Annotated in this window: 11 protein-coding genes and 4 tRNA genes; 10 read left to right on the top strand and 5 right to left on the bottom strand. The window is 45.5% G+C overall.

Annotation, left to right across the window (positions count from 1 at the left end):
- The first annotated feature begins 1 nt into the window (after position 1).
- From uvrC to nspC, 9 genes are all read left to right on the top strand, one after another.
- A complete protein-coding gene (gene uvrC / locus VCHENC03_RS08080; protein ID WP_071226582.1) occupies positions 2-1,834 on the top strand; it encodes an excinuclease ABC subunit UvrC in 1,833 nt (610 codons plus the stop codon).
- Between the two features lie 46 nt (positions 1,835-1,880).
- Positions 1,881-2,438, top strand: a complete 558-nt coding sequence (pgsA, locus tag VCHENC03_RS08085; protein WP_009706909.1) for a CDP-diacylglycerol--glycerol-3-phosphate 3-phosphatidyltransferase — start codon at positions 1,881-1,883, stop codon at positions 2,436-2,438.
- A gap of 401 nt (positions 2,439-2,839) precedes the next feature.
- Positions 2,840-2,913 (top strand) — tRNA-Cys (locus VCHENC03_RS08090).
- A 21-nt stretch (positions 2,914-2,934) separates the two neighbouring features.
- A tRNA-Gly gene (locus tag VCHENC03_RS08095) sits at positions 2,935-3,010 on the top strand.
- Between the two features lie 80 nt (positions 3,011-3,090).
- Positions 3,091-3,177 (top strand) — tRNA-Leu (locus VCHENC03_RS08100).
- Positions 3,178-3,187: 10 nt separating this feature from the next.
- A tRNA-Gly gene (locus VCHENC03_RS08105) sits at positions 3,188-3,263 on the top strand.
- 916 nt (positions 3,264-4,179) lie between these two features.
- Complete coding sequence (locus VCHENC03_RS08110; RefSeq protein ID WP_009706908.1) at positions 4,180-7,071, top strand: pyridoxal phosphate-dependent class III aminotransferase; 2,892 nt, start codon at positions 4,180-4,182, stop codon at positions 7,069-7,071.
- A gap of 18 nt (positions 7,072-7,089) precedes the next feature.
- Complete coding sequence (locus VCHENC03_RS08115) at positions 7,090-8,343, top strand: carboxynorspermidine synthase (protein ID WP_009706907.1); 1,254 nt, start codon at positions 7,090-7,092, stop codon at positions 8,341-8,343.
- A gap of 339 nt (positions 8,344-8,682) precedes the next feature.
- Entirely contained in the window at positions 8,683-9,816 is a 1,134-nt protein-coding gene (gene nspC, locus VCHENC03_RS08120; protein ID WP_009706906.1) for a carboxynorspermidine decarboxylase, read from the top strand.
- A gap of 81 nt (positions 9,817-9,897) precedes the next feature.
- On the opposite strand, the gene VCHENC03_RS08125 is transcribed toward nspC, so the two are convergent.
- Positions 9,898-10,410 carry a glycine cleavage system protein R gene (locus VCHENC03_RS08125; protein WP_005444052.1) on the bottom strand — a complete coding sequence of 171 codons (513 nt, stop codon included), beginning with the start codon at positions 10,408-10,410 and terminating at the stop codon, positions 9,898-9,900.
- A gap of 241 nt (positions 10,411-10,651) precedes the next feature.
- Positions 10,652-11,554, bottom strand: a complete 903-nt coding sequence (locus tag VCHENC03_RS08130; RefSeq protein WP_005444051.1) for a DUF3943 domain-containing protein — start codon at positions 11,552-11,554, stop codon at positions 10,652-10,654.
- Between the two features lie 199 nt (positions 11,555-11,753).
- Here VCHENC03_RS08130 and VCHENC03_RS08135 point away from each other — a divergent pair, with 199 nt between their 5' ends.
- On the top strand, positions 11,754-12,986 hold the full coding sequence (locus VCHENC03_RS08135; protein WP_009706905.1) for a CinA family nicotinamide mononucleotide deamidase-related protein: 1,233 nt from the start codon (positions 11,754-11,756) through the stop codon (positions 12,984-12,986).
- A 77-nt stretch (positions 12,987-13,063) separates the two neighbouring features.
- On the opposite strand, the gene yfaE is transcribed toward VCHENC03_RS08135, so the two are convergent.
- From yfaE to nrdA, 3 genes are all read right to left on the bottom strand, one after another.
- Positions 13,064-13,342: a class I ribonucleotide reductase maintenance protein YfaE gene (gene yfaE / locus VCHENC03_RS08140; protein ID WP_005443370.1), complete on the bottom strand. Its 279-nt coding sequence runs from the start codon at positions 13,340-13,342 to the stop codon at positions 13,064-13,066.
- The gene (gene nrdB, locus VCHENC03_RS08145) at positions 13,342-14,475 is read right to left on the bottom strand and encodes a class Ia ribonucleoside-diphosphate reductase subunit beta (protein WP_009706904.1); all 1,134 of its coding nucleotides are present in this window, start codon (positions 14,473-14,475) and stop codon (positions 13,342-13,344) included. Before nrdB ends, yfaE begins: the two co-directional genes overlap by 1 nt.
- Before the next feature lie 82 nt (positions 14,476-14,557).
- A complete protein-coding gene (gene nrdA / locus VCHENC03_RS08150) occupies positions 14,558-16,840 on the bottom strand; it encodes a class 1a ribonucleoside-diphosphate reductase subunit alpha (protein ID WP_005443373.1) in 2,283 nt (760 codons plus the stop codon).
- Between the last annotated feature and the right edge of the window lie 398 nt (positions 16,841-17,238).

The following is a 17,238-nucleotide window of genomic DNA, read 5'->3' as shown; positions in this document are numbered from 1 at the left end:
TGTGAATCAACCCTTCGATTCGGCTTCCTTTCTCAAGACAGTAACTCATCAGCCCGGCGTTTACAGAATGTACAACGCCGAGGCTGTTGTCATTTATGTAGGCAAAGCCAAAGATCTCAAAAAGCGCCTCTCAAGCTACTTTCGTAAAAAAGTAGATAGCGAGAAAACGCGCGCCCTCGTAAGCAATATTGCTAAGATTGATGTCACGGTCACTCATACCGAGACGGAAGCGCTCATCCTTGAGCATAACTACATCAAGCAATACTTACCGAAATACAACGTACTTCTGCGTGACGATAAATCGTACCCTTACATTTTCATTAGCGGTCATAAACATCCGCGATTGTCTATGCATCGTGGTGCGAAAAAGCGCAAAGGTGAATACTTCGGACCGTATCCGGATTCTGGCGCGGTACGAGAAACCTTGCACCTTTTGCAGAAAACCCTCCCTGTTCGCCAGTGTGAAGACACAGTGTATTCCAACCGAACCCGTCCATGTTTGATGTATCAAATTGGTCGCTGTGCAGGCCCATGTGTGAGCACGATTATTTCGGATGAAGAATACGCAGAGCTGGTGGGCTTTGTTCGTTTGTTTTTGCAGGGCAAAGATAAGCAGGTACTTGAGCAGCTTATTGAGAAGATGGAAGTGGCAAGCCAACAACTTCGTTTTGAAGATGCGGCCAAATTCCGCGACCAGATCCAAGCGATTCGACGCGTACAAGAACAACAGTACGTTTCAGAAGACAGTATGGATGATATGGACGTGCTTGGTTTTGCCCAAGAAAACGGCATTGCTTGTATCCATATCTTGATGATTCGTCAGGGTAAGGTGCTAGGCAGTCGCAGTCATTTCCCTAAGATTCCACAGAACACTAGTCAACAAGAAGTGTTTGATAGCTTCCTTACCCAGTACTACTTGAGCCACAACGAGGCGCGTACTATTCCTTCTCGCATTATCTTGAATCAAGAGCTAGGTGGCGATATCGAGCCGATTCAGCAAGCTCTGAGTGAAGTAGCGGGGCGCAAGGTTCAATTCCATAGTTCTCCAACAGGTTCACGCGGTCGTTACCTCAAGTTGTCCAATACCAATGCATTGACGGCGATTACCACTAAGATTAATCACAAGATGACCATCAATCAGCGTTTCAAAGCACTGAGAGAAGTCTTGGGTATGGAAACCATCGCTCGGATGGAGTGTTTCGATATCTCGCATACGATGGGCGAGAGCACTATTGCTTCCTGTGTGGTGTTCAACAGTGAAGGTCCAGTCAAGCAAGAGTATCGTCGCTACAACATCACAGGCATTACGGGTGGTGATGATTACGCAGCGATGGGACAGGCATTAGAGCGCCGCTATTCGAAGCAACTTGATGTAGAGAAGATACCTGACATTATTTTTATCGATGGTGGCAAAGGGCAGCTGAATCGTGCTCATGAAATCATTTCGCAGTACTGGGGAGATTGGCCAAAGCGTCCGACTATGATTGGTATTGCAAAAGGGGTGACACGTAAACCAGGTCTTGAAACCTTAATTACCGTAGATGGTGAAGAATTCAACTTGCCAAGTGATGCACCAGCGTTGCACCTGATCCAACATATTCGAGATGAGAGCCATAACCATGCAATCGCAGGGCACAGAGCGAAACGTGGAAAAACGCGTCGCACCAGTGCTTTAGAGGGAATTGAAGGCGTTGGACCAAAACGTCGTCAAGCTTTGCTCAAATACATGGGTGGTTTACAGGAATTAAAGCGTGCAAGTGTCGAAGAAATCGCCAAAGTACCGGGAATTAGTCACTCTTTGGCAGAAATTATTTTCCAAGCATTGAAACAATAAGGAAAATCCCGCAACATTAAGCCGCAATGTGTAAGAGAATAATAAAATGCGTTTGAATATCCCGAACATTCTATCTCTACTAAGACTGTTCCTAATCCCAGTTTTTGTGGTTGTTTTCTATCTACCTTACTCTTGGGCTCCTTTTGCAGCAGCAATGGTTTTCTGGGTTGCAGGGTTTACCGATTGGTTAGACGGCATGCTAGCTCGTAAGTTAGGCCAAACCTCTCGTTTTGGTGCCTTCATCGACCCAGTCGCTGATAAGGTCTTAGTCGCCACTGCTCTGATTATGATTACGGAGCACTACCACACGATTTGGGTAACCATTCCTGCGGTAACTATGATAGCGCGAGAAATCATCATCTCTGCATTGCGTGAATGGATGGCAGAAATCGGCAAACGAGCCAGTGTTGCGGTTTCTTGGGTCGGTAAAGTAAAAACCGTGTCTCAAATGTTCGCATTGTGGGTGTTGATTTGGCGTTACGATGATTGGATGGTATGGCTGGGCTTTGGCGCTCTTTATATCGCGACTTTCCTAACGTATTGGTCGATGGTTCAATACTTAGCGGCAGCGAAAGATGATTTGCTTAACGAAGAACACCATTAATCAGACAACACATAAATAGCATTTTAAGAAGCAGGCGACATAGCCTGCTTTTTTTATGCCTCGGATTTGTGATGAAGAAAAATGTGACATGAGTCTTGTTTTTAATCCGACTAAACGCTTAGTGCGGTTTGTTCCTTTAATTATCGACACTTAATATAAGAAGGAACGCCACGGAATAGGTGAAAGGTGTAGCTCGATATTCATGATAAACAAGAGTATTTGGGCTAATCTCAGTATTAAAACTAATCAATTTACCGTCTTTCGCACAAATTCTGGTCAAACGATTTAAAAAAATAAAAATAGTGTTGACTCGATCGTCCGAATCCGTAGAATGCATTCCGTACCCAAGAGAGCACGGCTTGAAAGGGTGGTGAAAGAAGCGATGCTTACTTCACAAATGAGGCGCCTTGGCAGAGTGGCTATGCAGCGGATTGCAAATCCGTGGACCTCGGTTCGACTCCGGGAGGCGCCTCCATCATTCTCTCTAAGAATGAATGCGACACTAGCTCAGTTGGTAGAGCGCAACCTTGCCAAGGTTGAGGTCACGAGTTCGAACCTCGTGTGTCGCTCCAAATAAAAATGATATGGCGTTAAGCGGTATCAGATGATGGTGTTTTACTTTTCTGTAAAGGCATCACAAAGAAATTTGTGTGCCCTGGTGGTGGAATTGGTAGACACAAGGGATTTAAAATCCCTCGACGTTCGCGTTGTGCCGGTTCAAGTCCGGCCCGGGGCACCATCTCAAATCTGCGACACTAGCTCAGTTGGTAGAGCGCAACCTTGCCAAGGTTGAGGTCACGAGTTCGAACCTCGTGTGTCGCTCCAGATTCGGAAAGCCCAGCATTTATGCTGGGCTTTTTCGTTTTTATCGATTCAACTTCAATGAGCTCACTTTTCTCATCCCCAGAGCTTCACACCGCCGATCAGAATCGGTTTCTCACATCTTCAATATTATACCAATCGTAGTAAATAACTGGTCATTCTAGCTTGTTAAAATACTCGATAACTGCGTTGCAATTTTTGATTGTAGAATAACTACTTATCGAAAAATTGCGCCTTGTTCTCAAGCATTTTCCCTACGCTATTTCTGATCACTTATTTACTGTGATTGGTATTAGCTTTAGGGCTTCCTAAGTTTACTGAGTTGCTTCCTTAGCCTTCCTTTGAGCATTTCGGATGATCTACTTCTGACGTTAATTTCTGCGATAGATATCAATATTACGGAAAATGAACTGAGTAAACGTTTGCTGTGATTGTGATCTCAATCAATATGCAACCTGTGAAAACATATTGCCAGAAGATTTTAGTTTGTGATAAATTCGCGCGCAATCTCGGAGCGTATTATTACGACTTTGATTCTCTGGGGGATACGCGTAGTGAACATTCAAGCTGATTGTGACACTACGTAGGGTAGGTATCGGCAAAGCCATTTGTCGATAGACGGGATACTAGTGCTGTAAGAAACAGCATGTTAATGGGAAACCCAACATTGAAACCTTTAAACAAACACACACTAATCAGCTTCATACTGCCGAAATGTCCTGTTTTACAAAACGGGTGCATTACGGAACCTTGATTACTCCCCAATCAAAATAAAAAGTCACGCTCGTCGTGACGGGTTATCTGTATTTGTCATTTAATCGATGACGAATGCGGAGGTGTATCTATATCTCCTGTTATTTAATACTAACGAGAATAAATACAGGAAAGAGAATCATTATAATTCAAGGGATTATGTAGTATGAGCACTGCCTTTGAAGTCGATAACACTATCGCAAATTACTTTTCCTCCCAGGTTCCTGTTGTTGAAGGAATCTACGATTTAACGCCTGATCAAGTTCTTATCGAGCAAGCTGAGCATGAATCTGAGGTTCGTTCTTACCCACGTCGTCTACCAATCGCGATTAAGCAAGCTTATGGCTGTTTGGTTGAAGATACGCGTGGTCAAATTTTCCTAGATTGTCTTGCTGGTGCGGGTACATTGGCTTTGGGTTATAACCACCCAGAGATTAACCAAGCGCTAAAAGAACAATTGGATTCTGGTTTGCCGTACCAGACTCTGGATATCGCAACGTCTGCGAAAACGCATTTCATCAAGTCTGTTAAAGGCTTTTTACCGCAAGAGCTGAGCGACAACTGTGTGATTCAGTTCTGTGGCCCTTCAGGTGCAGACGCGGTTGAGGCAGCAATCAAACTTGCCAAACAAACCACAGGTCGTAACACCATGTTCGCTTTCCGCGGTGCCTACCACGGTATGACGAACGGCACCATGGGTATGATGGGGAACTTGGGCACCAAAGCTCGTCGTACTGGTTTGATGTCAGACGTGCACTTTATGCCTTTCCCTTACAGCTTACGTTGCCCGTTTGGTCTAGGTGGAGATGAAGGTGCGAAAGCAAGCATCCGCTACATCGAGCGTCTACTGAACGACGACGAAGCAGGCATCATGAAGCCAGCAGCAATCATTGTAGAGCCAGTACAAGGTGAGGGCGGTGTGATTCCTGCGCCTGCATTCTGGCTACGTGAGTTGCGCCGCATCTGTGACGATCACGGTATCCTACTGATTTTTGATGAAATTCAATGTGGTGTCGGTAAGTCGGGTTACAACTTCGCATTCGAAGAAGCGGGCATTGTTCCTGATATTTTGTGTTTGTCTAAAGCGATCGGTGGTGGCTTGCCAATGTCACTATTGGTGATCAACAAGCAACATGATACATGGAAGCCAGGTGAACACACCGGCACTTTCCGTGGTAACCAACTTGCAATGGTGTCAGGTGCGAAAGCATTAGAAATCATCCAGCGTGACAACCTTGTTGAGCACGCTAACGTTGCTGGCCAGTACCTTCGTTTTGGTCTTGAGAGCATTCAAAAGCGCGTAAACTGTATTGCAGATGTACGCGGTAAAGGTTTGATGCTTGGCGTTGAAATTAAACATCCAAGTGGCGAGCTAAACAAGTTTGGTGAGCCTTTGTCAGATGGCCAGCTTACTCTTGCTATCCAACGTGCGGCGCTTGAGCGTGGATTGATGGTAGAAAAGGGTGGCCGTGACGGTTCAGTCATTCGTTTCCTTCCTCCGCTTATCATTTCTTTCGAGCAAATTGACTTTGCACTTCGTGTTCTGGAAGACGCTATTATCGCTGCAGGCGGCAGTCACGTTGAACCAGACCCACAGGCAGAGTGGAAAAAGCACTTCATTCAAACTGGTGAACTTGGTGGTACTGAGTTTGCGTCTGTGATGAATCACATGACTGTAGCAATGAAATCGGTGTTTGAGCAGGTGGATGCACCATACTCGGGAATGGAACCTAAACTGCTGGAAGCGGCGATTAACGCCGTCGATCTGGACAACAAAAACGCATCGCTTAAGTCAGTGATTGATGAAGCAGCTGAGCTTGTTGCGAAGAATGCGATTTTCACTCAGCACCCAGATTGCATTGCTCACCTACACACGCCTCCTCTCATGCCTGCGGTAGCGGCAGAAGCGATGATTGCAGCGTTGAACCAATCAATGGATTCATGGGATCAAGCATCGTCTGCGACTTACGTTGAGCAGAAGGTAATTAACTGGCTGTGTGACAAGTACGAGCTTGGTGAGAAGGCGGATGGCATTTTCACTAGCGGTGGCACACAAAGCAACCAAATGGGCCTAATGCTGGCGCGTGACTGGATTGCTGACAAGCTAAGTAACCACTCAATTCAGAAGCTGGGTCTTCCAGAATACGCGGACAAACTTCGTATCGTATGTTCGAAGAAATCGCACTTCACGGTTCAAAAGTCAGCATCTTGGATGGGACTGGGTGAGAAAGCCGTGATGACCGTCGATGCGAACGCTGACGGCACAATGGACATTACTCAGTTAGATCACGTTCTAACTCAGGCAAAAGCAGAAGGTTTGATTCCATTCGCTATTGTTGGCACCGCGGGTACGACCGATCACGGCGCAATTGACGATCTTGATTTCATTGCTGATATGGCAGCGAAACATGAGATGTGGATGCACGTGGATGGTGCTTACGGTGGCGCATTGATTCTTAGCAGCCACAAATCACGCCTGAAAGGTGTAGAGCGTGCACACTCGATCAGTGTCGACTTCCACAAACTGTTTTACCAAACAATCAGTTGCGGCGCGTTGCTGGTGAACGACAAGTCGAACTTTAAGTTCCTGCTTCATCATGCTGACTACCTAAACCGTGAACATGATGAGCTACCAAACTTGGTCGACAAATCTATCGCAACGACGAAGCGTTTTGATGCATTGAAAGTCTTTATGACGATGCAAAACGTTGGTCCTAAGGCGCTTGGCGATATGTACGATCACTTATTGGTACAAACGCAGCAGGTTGCCGACATGGTTCGCAACCACGAGCAGTTTGAACTTCTTGCTGAACCTGCACTTTCTACGGTTCTATTCCGTGCAACCAATGTACGCACAAACAACGCATCTGCAGATTTAGATGAACTGAACAAAGCGTTGCGTCTTGAAGCGTTGACTCGCGGTATTGCTGTTCTTGGTGAAACCATCGTTGATGGTAAGACCGCTCTTAAATTTACGATTTTGAATCCTTGTCTAACGACAGCGGACTTTGAATCTTTGCTCTTGAAAATCAACACGCTAGCAGTTGAGCTAGTTTAATAAAGGTAACGGAAAACTATGGCAGTTCTACAGATTGGTGCAGGCGGCGTTGGCTGGGTTGTTGCACATAAAGCAGCACAAAACAATGACGTTCTGGGTGATATCACAATCGCATCACGTACTATCGGTAAGTGTGAGAAGATCATCGAATCGATTCAGAAGAAAAACAACCTGAAAGATTCAGCTAAGAAACTAGACGCGCGTGCAGTGAATGCTGACGACGTAGATTCTCTGGTTGCTCTTATTGAAGAAGTAAAACCGGATCTAGTGATTAACGCGGGTCCTCCGTGGGTTAACATGCCAATCATGGAAGCGTGTTACCGAGCAAAAGTTTCATACTTAGATACATCAGTAGCGGTTGACCTATGTTCTGAAGGCCAACAAGTACCAGAAGCTTACGATTGGCAGTGGGGCTACCGTGAGAAGTTCGAAGAAGCGGGCATCACGGGTATCCTAGGCGCGGGTTTCGATCCAGGCGTAGTATCAGTATTTGCGGCGTATGCAGTGAAGCATCTGTTTGATGAAATCGACACGATTGACGTAATGGACGTGAACGCAGGCGATCACGGTAAGAAGTTTGCGACGAACTTTGACCCAGAAACGAACATGCTTGAGATCCAAGGCGATTCATTCTACTGGGAAAACGGCGAGTGGAAACAAGTACCTTGTCACTCTCGTATGCTAGAGTTCGATTTCCCGAACTGTGGTTCACACAAAGTGTACTCAATGGCACATGATGAAGTTCGCTCAATGAAAGAGTTCATCCCTGCGAAACGCATTGAATTCTGGATGGGTTTCGGTGACCGTTACCTAAACTACTTCAATGTAATGCGTGATATCGGCCTATTGAGCCCAGACCCGCTAACGCTACACGATGGTACAGTCGTTCAACCTCTTCACGTACTAAAAGCGATGCTGCCAGATCCAACGTCTTTAGCACCGGGCTACACTGGCCTAACGTGTATCGGCACTTGGGTTCAAGGTAAGAAAGACGGCAAAGAGCGCAGCGTGTTTATCTACAACAACGCAGACCACGAAGTGGCTTACGAAGATGTAGAACACCAAGCGATCTCTTACACAACAGGTGTTCCTGCTATCACTGCAGCGCTGCAATTCTTCCGTGGCGAATGGGCAGATAAAGGTGTGTTCAACATGGAACAGCTAAACCCAGACCCGTTCCTAGAAACGATGCCAACCATCGGTCTTGATTGGCATGTTCAGGAATTAGAAGCAGGTCAAGGTTTGCCGCTGATTCACGAACTGAACAAATAAGTTTAACGTCAAACTTATTTAGATTACTCGAGCAGTCATGGCGTGAAGCCGTGGCTGCTTTTGTTGTATTTAAGGTTAACCCCTTCCAGCCTCCCCTTGAAAAGGGGAGGAGCAAAGAAAGGCCGAGCTTAGTTTCAAATCTTCCACTTTTAAAAGGGGGGGAAGTTGAGCCAAACCGAGTACAGTTTCCACTTTCCTTTTTAAGGGGAGTAGCAGAAACAGACTGATCGTGGCTTCAATCTCTCTACTTTTTTGGAAAGAGTAGAGGTGGCTTGGTTTAATCCTCCCCCTTTCTAAGGGGGGAGTTAGAGGGGGTTAATCGTTGATAAATGGTTAGTTATGAGCAAAGAACAACTGAAAACCCCGTACTTCATGATCAATGAAGACAAGTTGGTTGAGAACTTAGAGAAAGCAAAACAGCTGAAAGATATCTCTGGCGTGAAACTGGTGTTGGCACTGAAGTGCTTCTCAACATGGGGTGTGTTCGACATCATCAAACCTTACCTAGACGGGACAACCAGCTCTGGCCCGTTTGAAGTAAAGCTTGGCTACGAAACTTTCGGTGGTGAGACGCATGCATACAGCGTTGGCTACAGCGAAGATGATGTCCGTGAAGTAGCAGATATCTGCGATAAGATGATCTTCAACTCTCAGTCACAGCTGGCGGCATACCGTCATATTGTTGAAGGTAAAGCATCGATTGGTTTGCGTTTAAACCCAGGTGTAAGCTACGCGGGGCAAGATTTAGCGAACCCAGCACGCCAATACTCTCGTTTGGGCGTACAAGCTGACCACATCAAGCCAGAAATTTTCGATGGTATTGATGGCATGATGTTCCACATGAACTGTGAGAACAAAGACGTAGACGCATTTATCGGCTTGCTTGATTCGATCTCAGAGCAGTTTGGCGAGTACCTAAACAAGCTAGACTGGGTAAGCATGGGCGGTGGTGTATTCTTCACATGGCCGGGCTACGACATCGAGAAGCTAGGTCTTGCGCTGAAAGCTTTCTCAGAAAAACATGGTGTGCAAATGTACCTAGAGCCGGGTGAAGCCATCATTACCAAGACCACGGATCTTGTCGTGACTGTGGTAGATATCGTTGAGAACGTGAAGAAGACAGCGATTGTGGATTCGGCAACGGAAGCGCATAGACTAGATACCTTGATTTACAATGAGCCAGCGTCAATTCTGGAAGCGTCTGAAAGCGGCGAGCACGAATACGTCATTGGTTCGTGTTCTTGTCTGGCTGGTGACCAGTTCTGTGTGGCGAACTTTGAGCAACCACTAGAGATTGGTCAGCGTCTGCATATTTTGGATAGCGCGGGTTACACCATGGTGAAGTTGAACTGGTTTAACGGTCTACGTATGCCATCTGTGTACTGCGAGCGTTCAAGCGGCGAGATTCAAAAATTGAACGAGTTTGATTACTCCGATTTCAAACGTTCGTTGTCTCAATGGACAGTCAAGTAACCACCAAATTGTCCAAGACAAAACGAAAAAGAGCAGCATAACGCTGCTCTTTTTATTGGATGAAAGAATAGGAACAGTGCGTTAACCTTCCACAATAACGCGCGTATCTTCACTTAATGCTTCTAGCTCATTCGCTACGTCATCGATGCCTAACTCACTTGGTAACTTAATCGCCATTTTGGCACTGAATAGACTTGAGCTGACACCGCCGCCGCCAGCAATAAACACACGTTGGCAATCCATATCAAGAATAGAGATACCTTGCCCGTCTAGGACATGAGTGATTTCATTGACGATACCAGCTCGGTCGTTGGCATCCAGACGCAATTGAAAAACCGTCTCCTGAGCGTGAGCATGCGGTTCTGAATCAACAAATCTCACTACCAATGTTTGGCAAGCAGAGAACGCCTCTTTAACGATATCTACGTTCTTTTCAGGAAGTTCAACCTTGATAACACCGGCGACCTGATCCTCAATAAAGTTCACTTTACTGATTAACCATTTGCCGTCGTTTTCATGTGTAACCGCTGCTAGCTGTTTAATGGTTGCGGGTGATGCCTGACCAACAAAATTAACGATAAACACTGTGTTCATAATGTCCCCTCCCGGAATAAGGTTTGGGTGCGGCACGGTTAGACGTATCGCTGTAGTGATTTGAGCTTAAGGTTTAAGAACTTAAGTTATTGGAATTTTTCCTTAATTTCAGTGTAGGTGCTGGGGGAGGGTTATGTTTGACGAAGGTCAATTTTTGACGCTAATTCGTGATGCAAATAATGAAAACTATGCTTGGGGCACAAAAAAAGCAGCCCGTGAGCTGCTTCTTAAATGTTTGGTTTTAGAAGGTTACCTTCATTTCGAAACCGTAGAAGACGTTGTCGTAGCTTGCGCCAGCGTCCATCGCGAATTTCGCTGCGTCTTGGTTGCCGAACCAAGGAGATGAGCTGAACTGGAATTCTGCGCTACCACCCCAAGCATCGGATACCCAATAGTGGATATGACCTACAGGGTTTAAGAAGAACAGAGATACATCACCCATTGTCTCTGAGCCCATCACTTCACCGCCGCCGGCAATAATGTCTTGCTCGGCTGTTAGCATCATTTCACCGACCACGGCACCAAAAAATGGAGTAATAAACAAGTCTTGCCATGATGGGACTTCAGCAAACGCTTCGACACCGTATTCCCAGAAGAAAGTCGACATGGTCGCTGAGTATAGGAACGATTCAAACTCGTTGTAACCCGCGTGACGTGCTGCCGTGTAGTAAACACCACCAAAGTAAGGGTGCATGATGTAGTTTAGGAAGTGTTCATCACGATCCCAAACTGGACCGTCTGAAACGTTATCTTTCCACTTACTACCGAGCTTACTCATGTCACGGTCTTCTTCGTCCCATTTAGTAATGCTTTCTGGTAGTAACGTCATCAAACCAACAGTCGCCACACTTAAACCGAGAATGGTATATGTTTGACCCATTAGGTAATCCCAATCTTTGTCTTTTGGCACGATCATGTGCTTTGGTTGAAGACCTGCGTCGAGATTTAAGGAATCATCGCTATCCAACCCCATAGCAAAGCTACGATTTTGTGGTTCGAAGCTATACAGAGTAGTCGTTTCGCAGTAACCTGACAGGCAATCAGGCGTGTAAGAGAACTCGATATGGTTACTCATATCGTACTGGCTCGCGTTCGCCGCAGCTGACGCAGTCAGAACAAGACCACTTAGAGTTTTCTTGAACATGGATGATTTTGACACAGAGGTCTCCGAGTTGTTGGTTTGATGATCGGGCTCACAATTATCCCTTAAAAGAACAGCCATTTAAATACTTGACCTACATTTAATCTCAACAAATTAACTAAGAGATTAGTCTAATAAAATGAAAACGATATAGGCACAATGTCGAAAAAATGTGGATTTTGCCTATTTTCAGGAGTCAGTTGTGAAAATTGCTATGCTTAGTACCGGTGAAGAAGTCCTTCACGGTGATATTGTTGATACAAATGCTGCTTGGCTGTCGAGCTTATTTTATCAGCATGGATTTGGCTTAACGAAACGCTCAACCGTTGGTGACAAGCAGTCGAGTCTAATTGAAGAATTCTTAATGCTCAGCTTCAATAACGATGTGGTCATCGTTAATGGTGGCTTGGGTCCAACCACCGATGACATGAGTGCGGCAGCAGCAGCAAAAGCCGCTGAGTGTAAACTTGTGTTGTTCAAAGATTGGTTAGAGCATCTAGAGGCAATGTATGCGCGTCGTGGTATTCCAATGCCAGACAGCAACCTAAAACAAGCGATGTTGCCAGAGACGGCAGAAATCGTAGATAACCCAATTGGTACTGCTTGTGGTTTTAAGATGCTGATCAATGATGCTGTCTTTTATTTTACCCCGGGCGTACCAAGCGAATTTAAGCTGATGGCAGAAACGCAAATTTTGCCAGATTTGAAAAAACTGTTCCCTGAAGTCGAAAGTTCGTCTTGCAGTCGAATTTATACCTTTGGTCTGTCGGAGTCTGGTATCTCAGATAAGCTAGACCAAATGAAACTGCCACAAGGTTATGAGCTTGGCTATCGCTCGTATTTACCTTTTATTGAAGTGAAGCTGTTTGGCCCATCGAATCAAGTTGAACAGCGCATGAAGCTCATGCAGATCATTCACAAGCACCTTGAAAGCAATACGGTGAGTGTCGATATGCCAATGGTCGACCACGTAGGTCAATTGCTGGTGGATAAAGGATTAACCTTATCCGTTTCAGAGAAAAGCAGTGCAGGGTACTTAACCTATTGGCTTAACGGTGATGAGAACGTTGAAAAGCAATTTGGTCATGGCTGGGTATTAGCAAGTAAGAACCAAACCATTACAGACGAAGGTGATCCGTTAGCGGCGACGTTTGCGCTGGCGGGTGCGACGCGTGAGAAGTGTGGTACTGATTTAGCGTTAGTCACAGGTAAGCTTGATGAGGGCGTTTTCTCTATCGCACTTTCGACTTCTACGGGAGAGTGGGGGGCGTTGTACAAGCTATCGAGAAAATATCAACGCGACGATCAAGTCAAAGTCATCAGTGCGGCGGCGTTAGATATGTTGCGTCGTTATTTAGAGCGAAAGCCAATGTCAGCGCAATACGCTTTCTTAGAGAAAGTGAAAGAGATGCACATTCCGAGCAGCGCACTTTAATAATGTTGCTTTAAAACGGTAGATAACAAAAAGCCAAGGCACATGCCTTGGCTTTTTAGTATTCACTGCTGCTAAATCTACGCGCGTTTCTCTTTCATCGCGTAGTTCACACCACTGAGCGAAACACTGGATTTCGCTTTGCAAATACATGGCAAAATCTCATCTGGCTGAGTATAAGCCATAGCAAAACCAACATACTCCACTTCACCTGACTCTAACTTACAGCGGCAAGCACCACAGTGTCCGTCACGGCAGTTGTATTCAGGAAGTAAGCCAGCTTGTTCCATCGTCTCCAAAATCGTATTGGATGGGTTGGACTCAATGCTGACGAGTTTGTTGATTTTGATGCTTGGCATTACAGCTCAAATCCTTCGAAGTCGTGTGCGCTTACTTCGTTGTCAATCTGACCAACAAGGTAAGATGAAATTTCTGCCTCTTGTGGCGCAACCTGAACGTTATCCGATGACAACCAAGCGTTGATCCATGGGATAGGGTTTGAAGTTGCTTCAGGGTATGCCATTGGTAGACCTACCGCTTGCATACGGATGTTGGTGATGTACTCAACGTATTGGCTCAGGATATCTTTGTTCAGACCGATCATTGAACCGTCTTTGAATAGGTATTCTGCCCATTCTTTTTCTTGCTCAGCCGCTTCTTTGAAAAGATCAAAACAGTCTTGTTTTGCTTCTTCAGCGATTTGCATGAATGTGAAGTCATCTTGGCCGTTACGTAGCAAGTTGATCATGTGCTGTGTGCCGTTCAGGTGAAGGGCTTCATCACGAGCGATCAGCTTGATGATTTTCGCGTTACCTTCCATTAGCTCGCGCTCTGCGAAAGCGAATGAACAAGCAAAACTTACGTAGAAGCGGATTGCTTCTAGCGCGTTTACTGACATCAGACACACGTACAGTTTCTTCTTCAGGTCGTACAGGCTAACTTTAACCGTTTCGCCGTTCAGAACGTGCTCACCTTCACCGTAACGGTGGTAGTCATTTGTCGCTTGGATTAGGTCATCGTAGTAGTGTGCGATGTCTTTAGCGCGCTTTAGGATGTGCTCGTTTTCAACGATGTCGTCAAACACCACACTTGGATCATTCACGATGTTACGGATGATGTGTGTGTATGAACGAGAGTGAATCGTTTCAGAGAAAGACCAAGTCTCGATCCAAGTTTCTAGCTCAGGCAGAGAAACAAGCGGTAGCAGCGCTACGTTTGGGCTACGACCTTGAATTGAGTCAAGCAGCGTTTGGTACTTCAGGTTTGAGATGAAGATGTGCTTCTCGTGGTCTGGTAGCTTGTTGTAATCGATGCGATCGCTTGATACGTCCACTTCTTCCGGACGCCAGAAGAAAGACAATTGCTTTTCGATTAGCTTTTCGAAGATCTCGAATTTTTGTTGGTCGTAACGAGCAACGTTCACTGATTGACCTAGGAACATTGGTTCCTTTAGTTGGTCGTTTTTGTTCTGGTTAAAAGTACTGTAAGCCATAATGCCTCAATTCCTTTTAGACCTCCCCAAGCGGGGGAGGTGTTCGATTGTTTGTTTCTACGGATTGTTAGGGTGGGTAAGATTAAATCTTACAACCGCCGCCTGCACAATCGTCATCTTGTGGTTGAACTGCGTCTTTCTGGTCGTCTTTCGCGCCGTCACGAGTGTTATGGTAGTAAAGTGTCTTCACACCAAACTTGTACGCAGTTAGAAGGTCTTGAAGAAGTTTCTTCATTGGAACCTTACCGCTCTCGTAACCAGAAGGGTCGTAGTTTGTGTTTGCAGAGATCGCTTGGTCAACGAATTTCTGCATGATGCCCACAAGGTGTAGGTAACCGTCGTTAGAACCGATGTTCCAAAGCAGTTCGTAGTTGTCTTTCAGTTCAGTGAAATCTGGCACAACTTGCTTCAAGATACCGTCTTTCGACGCTTTAACAGATACGAAACCACGTGGTGGCTCAATACCGTTTGTCGCGTTAGAGATCTGAGAAGAAGTCTCAGATGGCATTAGCGCAGTCAGTGTTGAGTTACGTAGACCGTGTTCCATGATCTCTTGACGTAGGCTATCCCAATCGTAGTGCAGTTCTTCTTCACAGATTAGGTCAACGTCTTTCTTGTAAGTGTCGATTGGCAATAGGCCTTTCGCGTAGTTCGTTTCGTGGAACGAAGGACACTTACCTTGTTCTTTTGCTAGCGCTACAGATGCTTTCAATAGGTAGTATTGAATCGCTTCAAACGTGCGGTGAGTTAGACCGTTAGCGCTGCCGTCAGAGTACTTAACGCCGTTCTTCGCTAGGTAGTATGCGAAGTTGATAACACCAACACCCAACGTACGACGGTTCATTGTCGACTTGTATGCCGCTGGTAGTGGGTAATCTTGGTAATCAAGCAGTGCATCTAGTGCACGTACTACAAGCTCAGATAGTTCTTCGAAGTCATCTAGAGACTTGATAGCACCAAGGTTGAACGCAGATAGCGTACACAGAGCGATCTCACCTGAATCATCTTCAACGTTCTTCAGAGGTTTCGTTGGCAGTGCGATTTCCAAACATAGGTTTGATTGACGAACTGGCGCTACTTCTGAATCGAATGGGCTGTGAGTGTTACAGTGGTCCACGTTCTGAATGTAGATACGGCCTGTTGATGCACGCTCTTGCATTAGCAGAGTGAACATTTCGATCGCTTTAACCGTTTCTTTCTTGATTGAAGGATCGTTCTCGTATTTCACGTATAGACGTTCGAATTCTTCTTGGTTTTCGAAGAAAGCGTCGTACAGACCCGGTACGTCTGATGGTGAGAACAACGTGATGTTGCCACCTTCTACTAGGCGTTGGTACATCAGTTTGTTCAACTGAACACCGTAGTCCATGTGACGAACACGGTTCTCTTCAACACCACGGTTGTTCTTAAGAACCATTAGCGAACGAGCTTCACCGTGCCACAGTGGGTAGAACACAGTCGCTGCACCGCCACGAACACCACCTTGAGAACAACACTTAACGGCTGTTTGGAAGTATTTGTAGAATGGGATACAACCTGTGTGGAATGCTTCACCACCACGGATTTCAGAACCTAGCGCACGGATACGACCTGCGTTGATACCGATACCAGCACGTTGAGAAACGTAACGTACGATTGAGCTTGCTGTCGCGTTGATAGAATCAAGGCTATCACCACACTCGATAAGTACACATGAACTGAACTGACGAGTAGGGGTACGCACACCAGACATGATTGGTGTAGGTAGAGAAATCTTAAATGTCGACGTCGCATCGTAGAAACGCTTGATGTAGTCAAGACGTGTTTCTTTCGGGTAGTTAGCGAATAGGCAAGCAGACACTAGGATGTATAGGAACTGCGCACTTTCGTAGATCTCACCAGATACACGGTTTTGTACGAAGTATTTGCCTTCTAGCTGTTTTACTGCTGCGTAAGAGAAATCTAGATCGCGCTTGTGGTCAAGGTACGCATCAAGTTCGTCCAGTTCAGCTTTCGTGTAGTCTTCTAGAATGTGTTGATCGTACTTACCCATATCAACAAGACGAGCTACGTGGTTGTACAGCGTTGGCGGCTCGTATTGGCCGTATGCTTTTTTACGTAGGTGGAATACCGCTAGGCGAGCAGCTAGGTATTGGTAATCCGGTGTCTCTTCAGAGATCAGGTCTGCTGCAGACTTGATGATAGTCTCGTGGATATCTGTCGTCGTAATGCCGTCGTAAAACTGGATGTGAGCGCGTAGTTCTACTTGTGATACCGAAACGTTATTAAGGCCTTCTGCAGCCCATGTAATAACGCGATGGATTTTTTCCAGATCGATAGTTTCTTTGCGGCCATCACGCTTAGTGACGGTAAGTTGTTGGTTCATTCTGCTTTATTTCCCTAAGAAAACTGATAAAAGCCGTGTTTTTGTTTGTTTATGTGCAAAACTTGTAAAATTTGCGGCGGCTTTGTGATCAAAGTCTATCTATATATTGTAGTCGAAACACAACATATAGGGGTTCATTTGTTTGCGAGTTACAAGATAGTGCTATTACCCTGAGTTTTCAAGGTACAGGTTTGGGATGACTTGTGGATAACTAACAAAATAAAAAAAATCAGTAAGTGAACACTAACCGATGAGAAAAGGGCTGACTTGAATGGGGAAAATTACGTTTTTCAGATCGGTTCATAAATAACCGCATGTAAAAATATTTTCCTTGATCTTTGACAGTTTTTGTTTGTTAAAAACAGATTGGTCAAAATGGAATCTAGAGCACTTTTTTT

Origin of the sequence: Vibrio sp. HENC-03, from assembly GCF_000305755.2 — a bacterium.
Classification (GTDB): domain Bacteria; phylum Pseudomonadota; class Gammaproteobacteria; order Enterobacterales; family Vibrionaceae; genus Vibrio; species Vibrio owensii.
The sequence above is the reverse complement of the archived record's forward strand: the minus strand, read 5'-3'. Positions and strand labels throughout refer to the sequence as shown.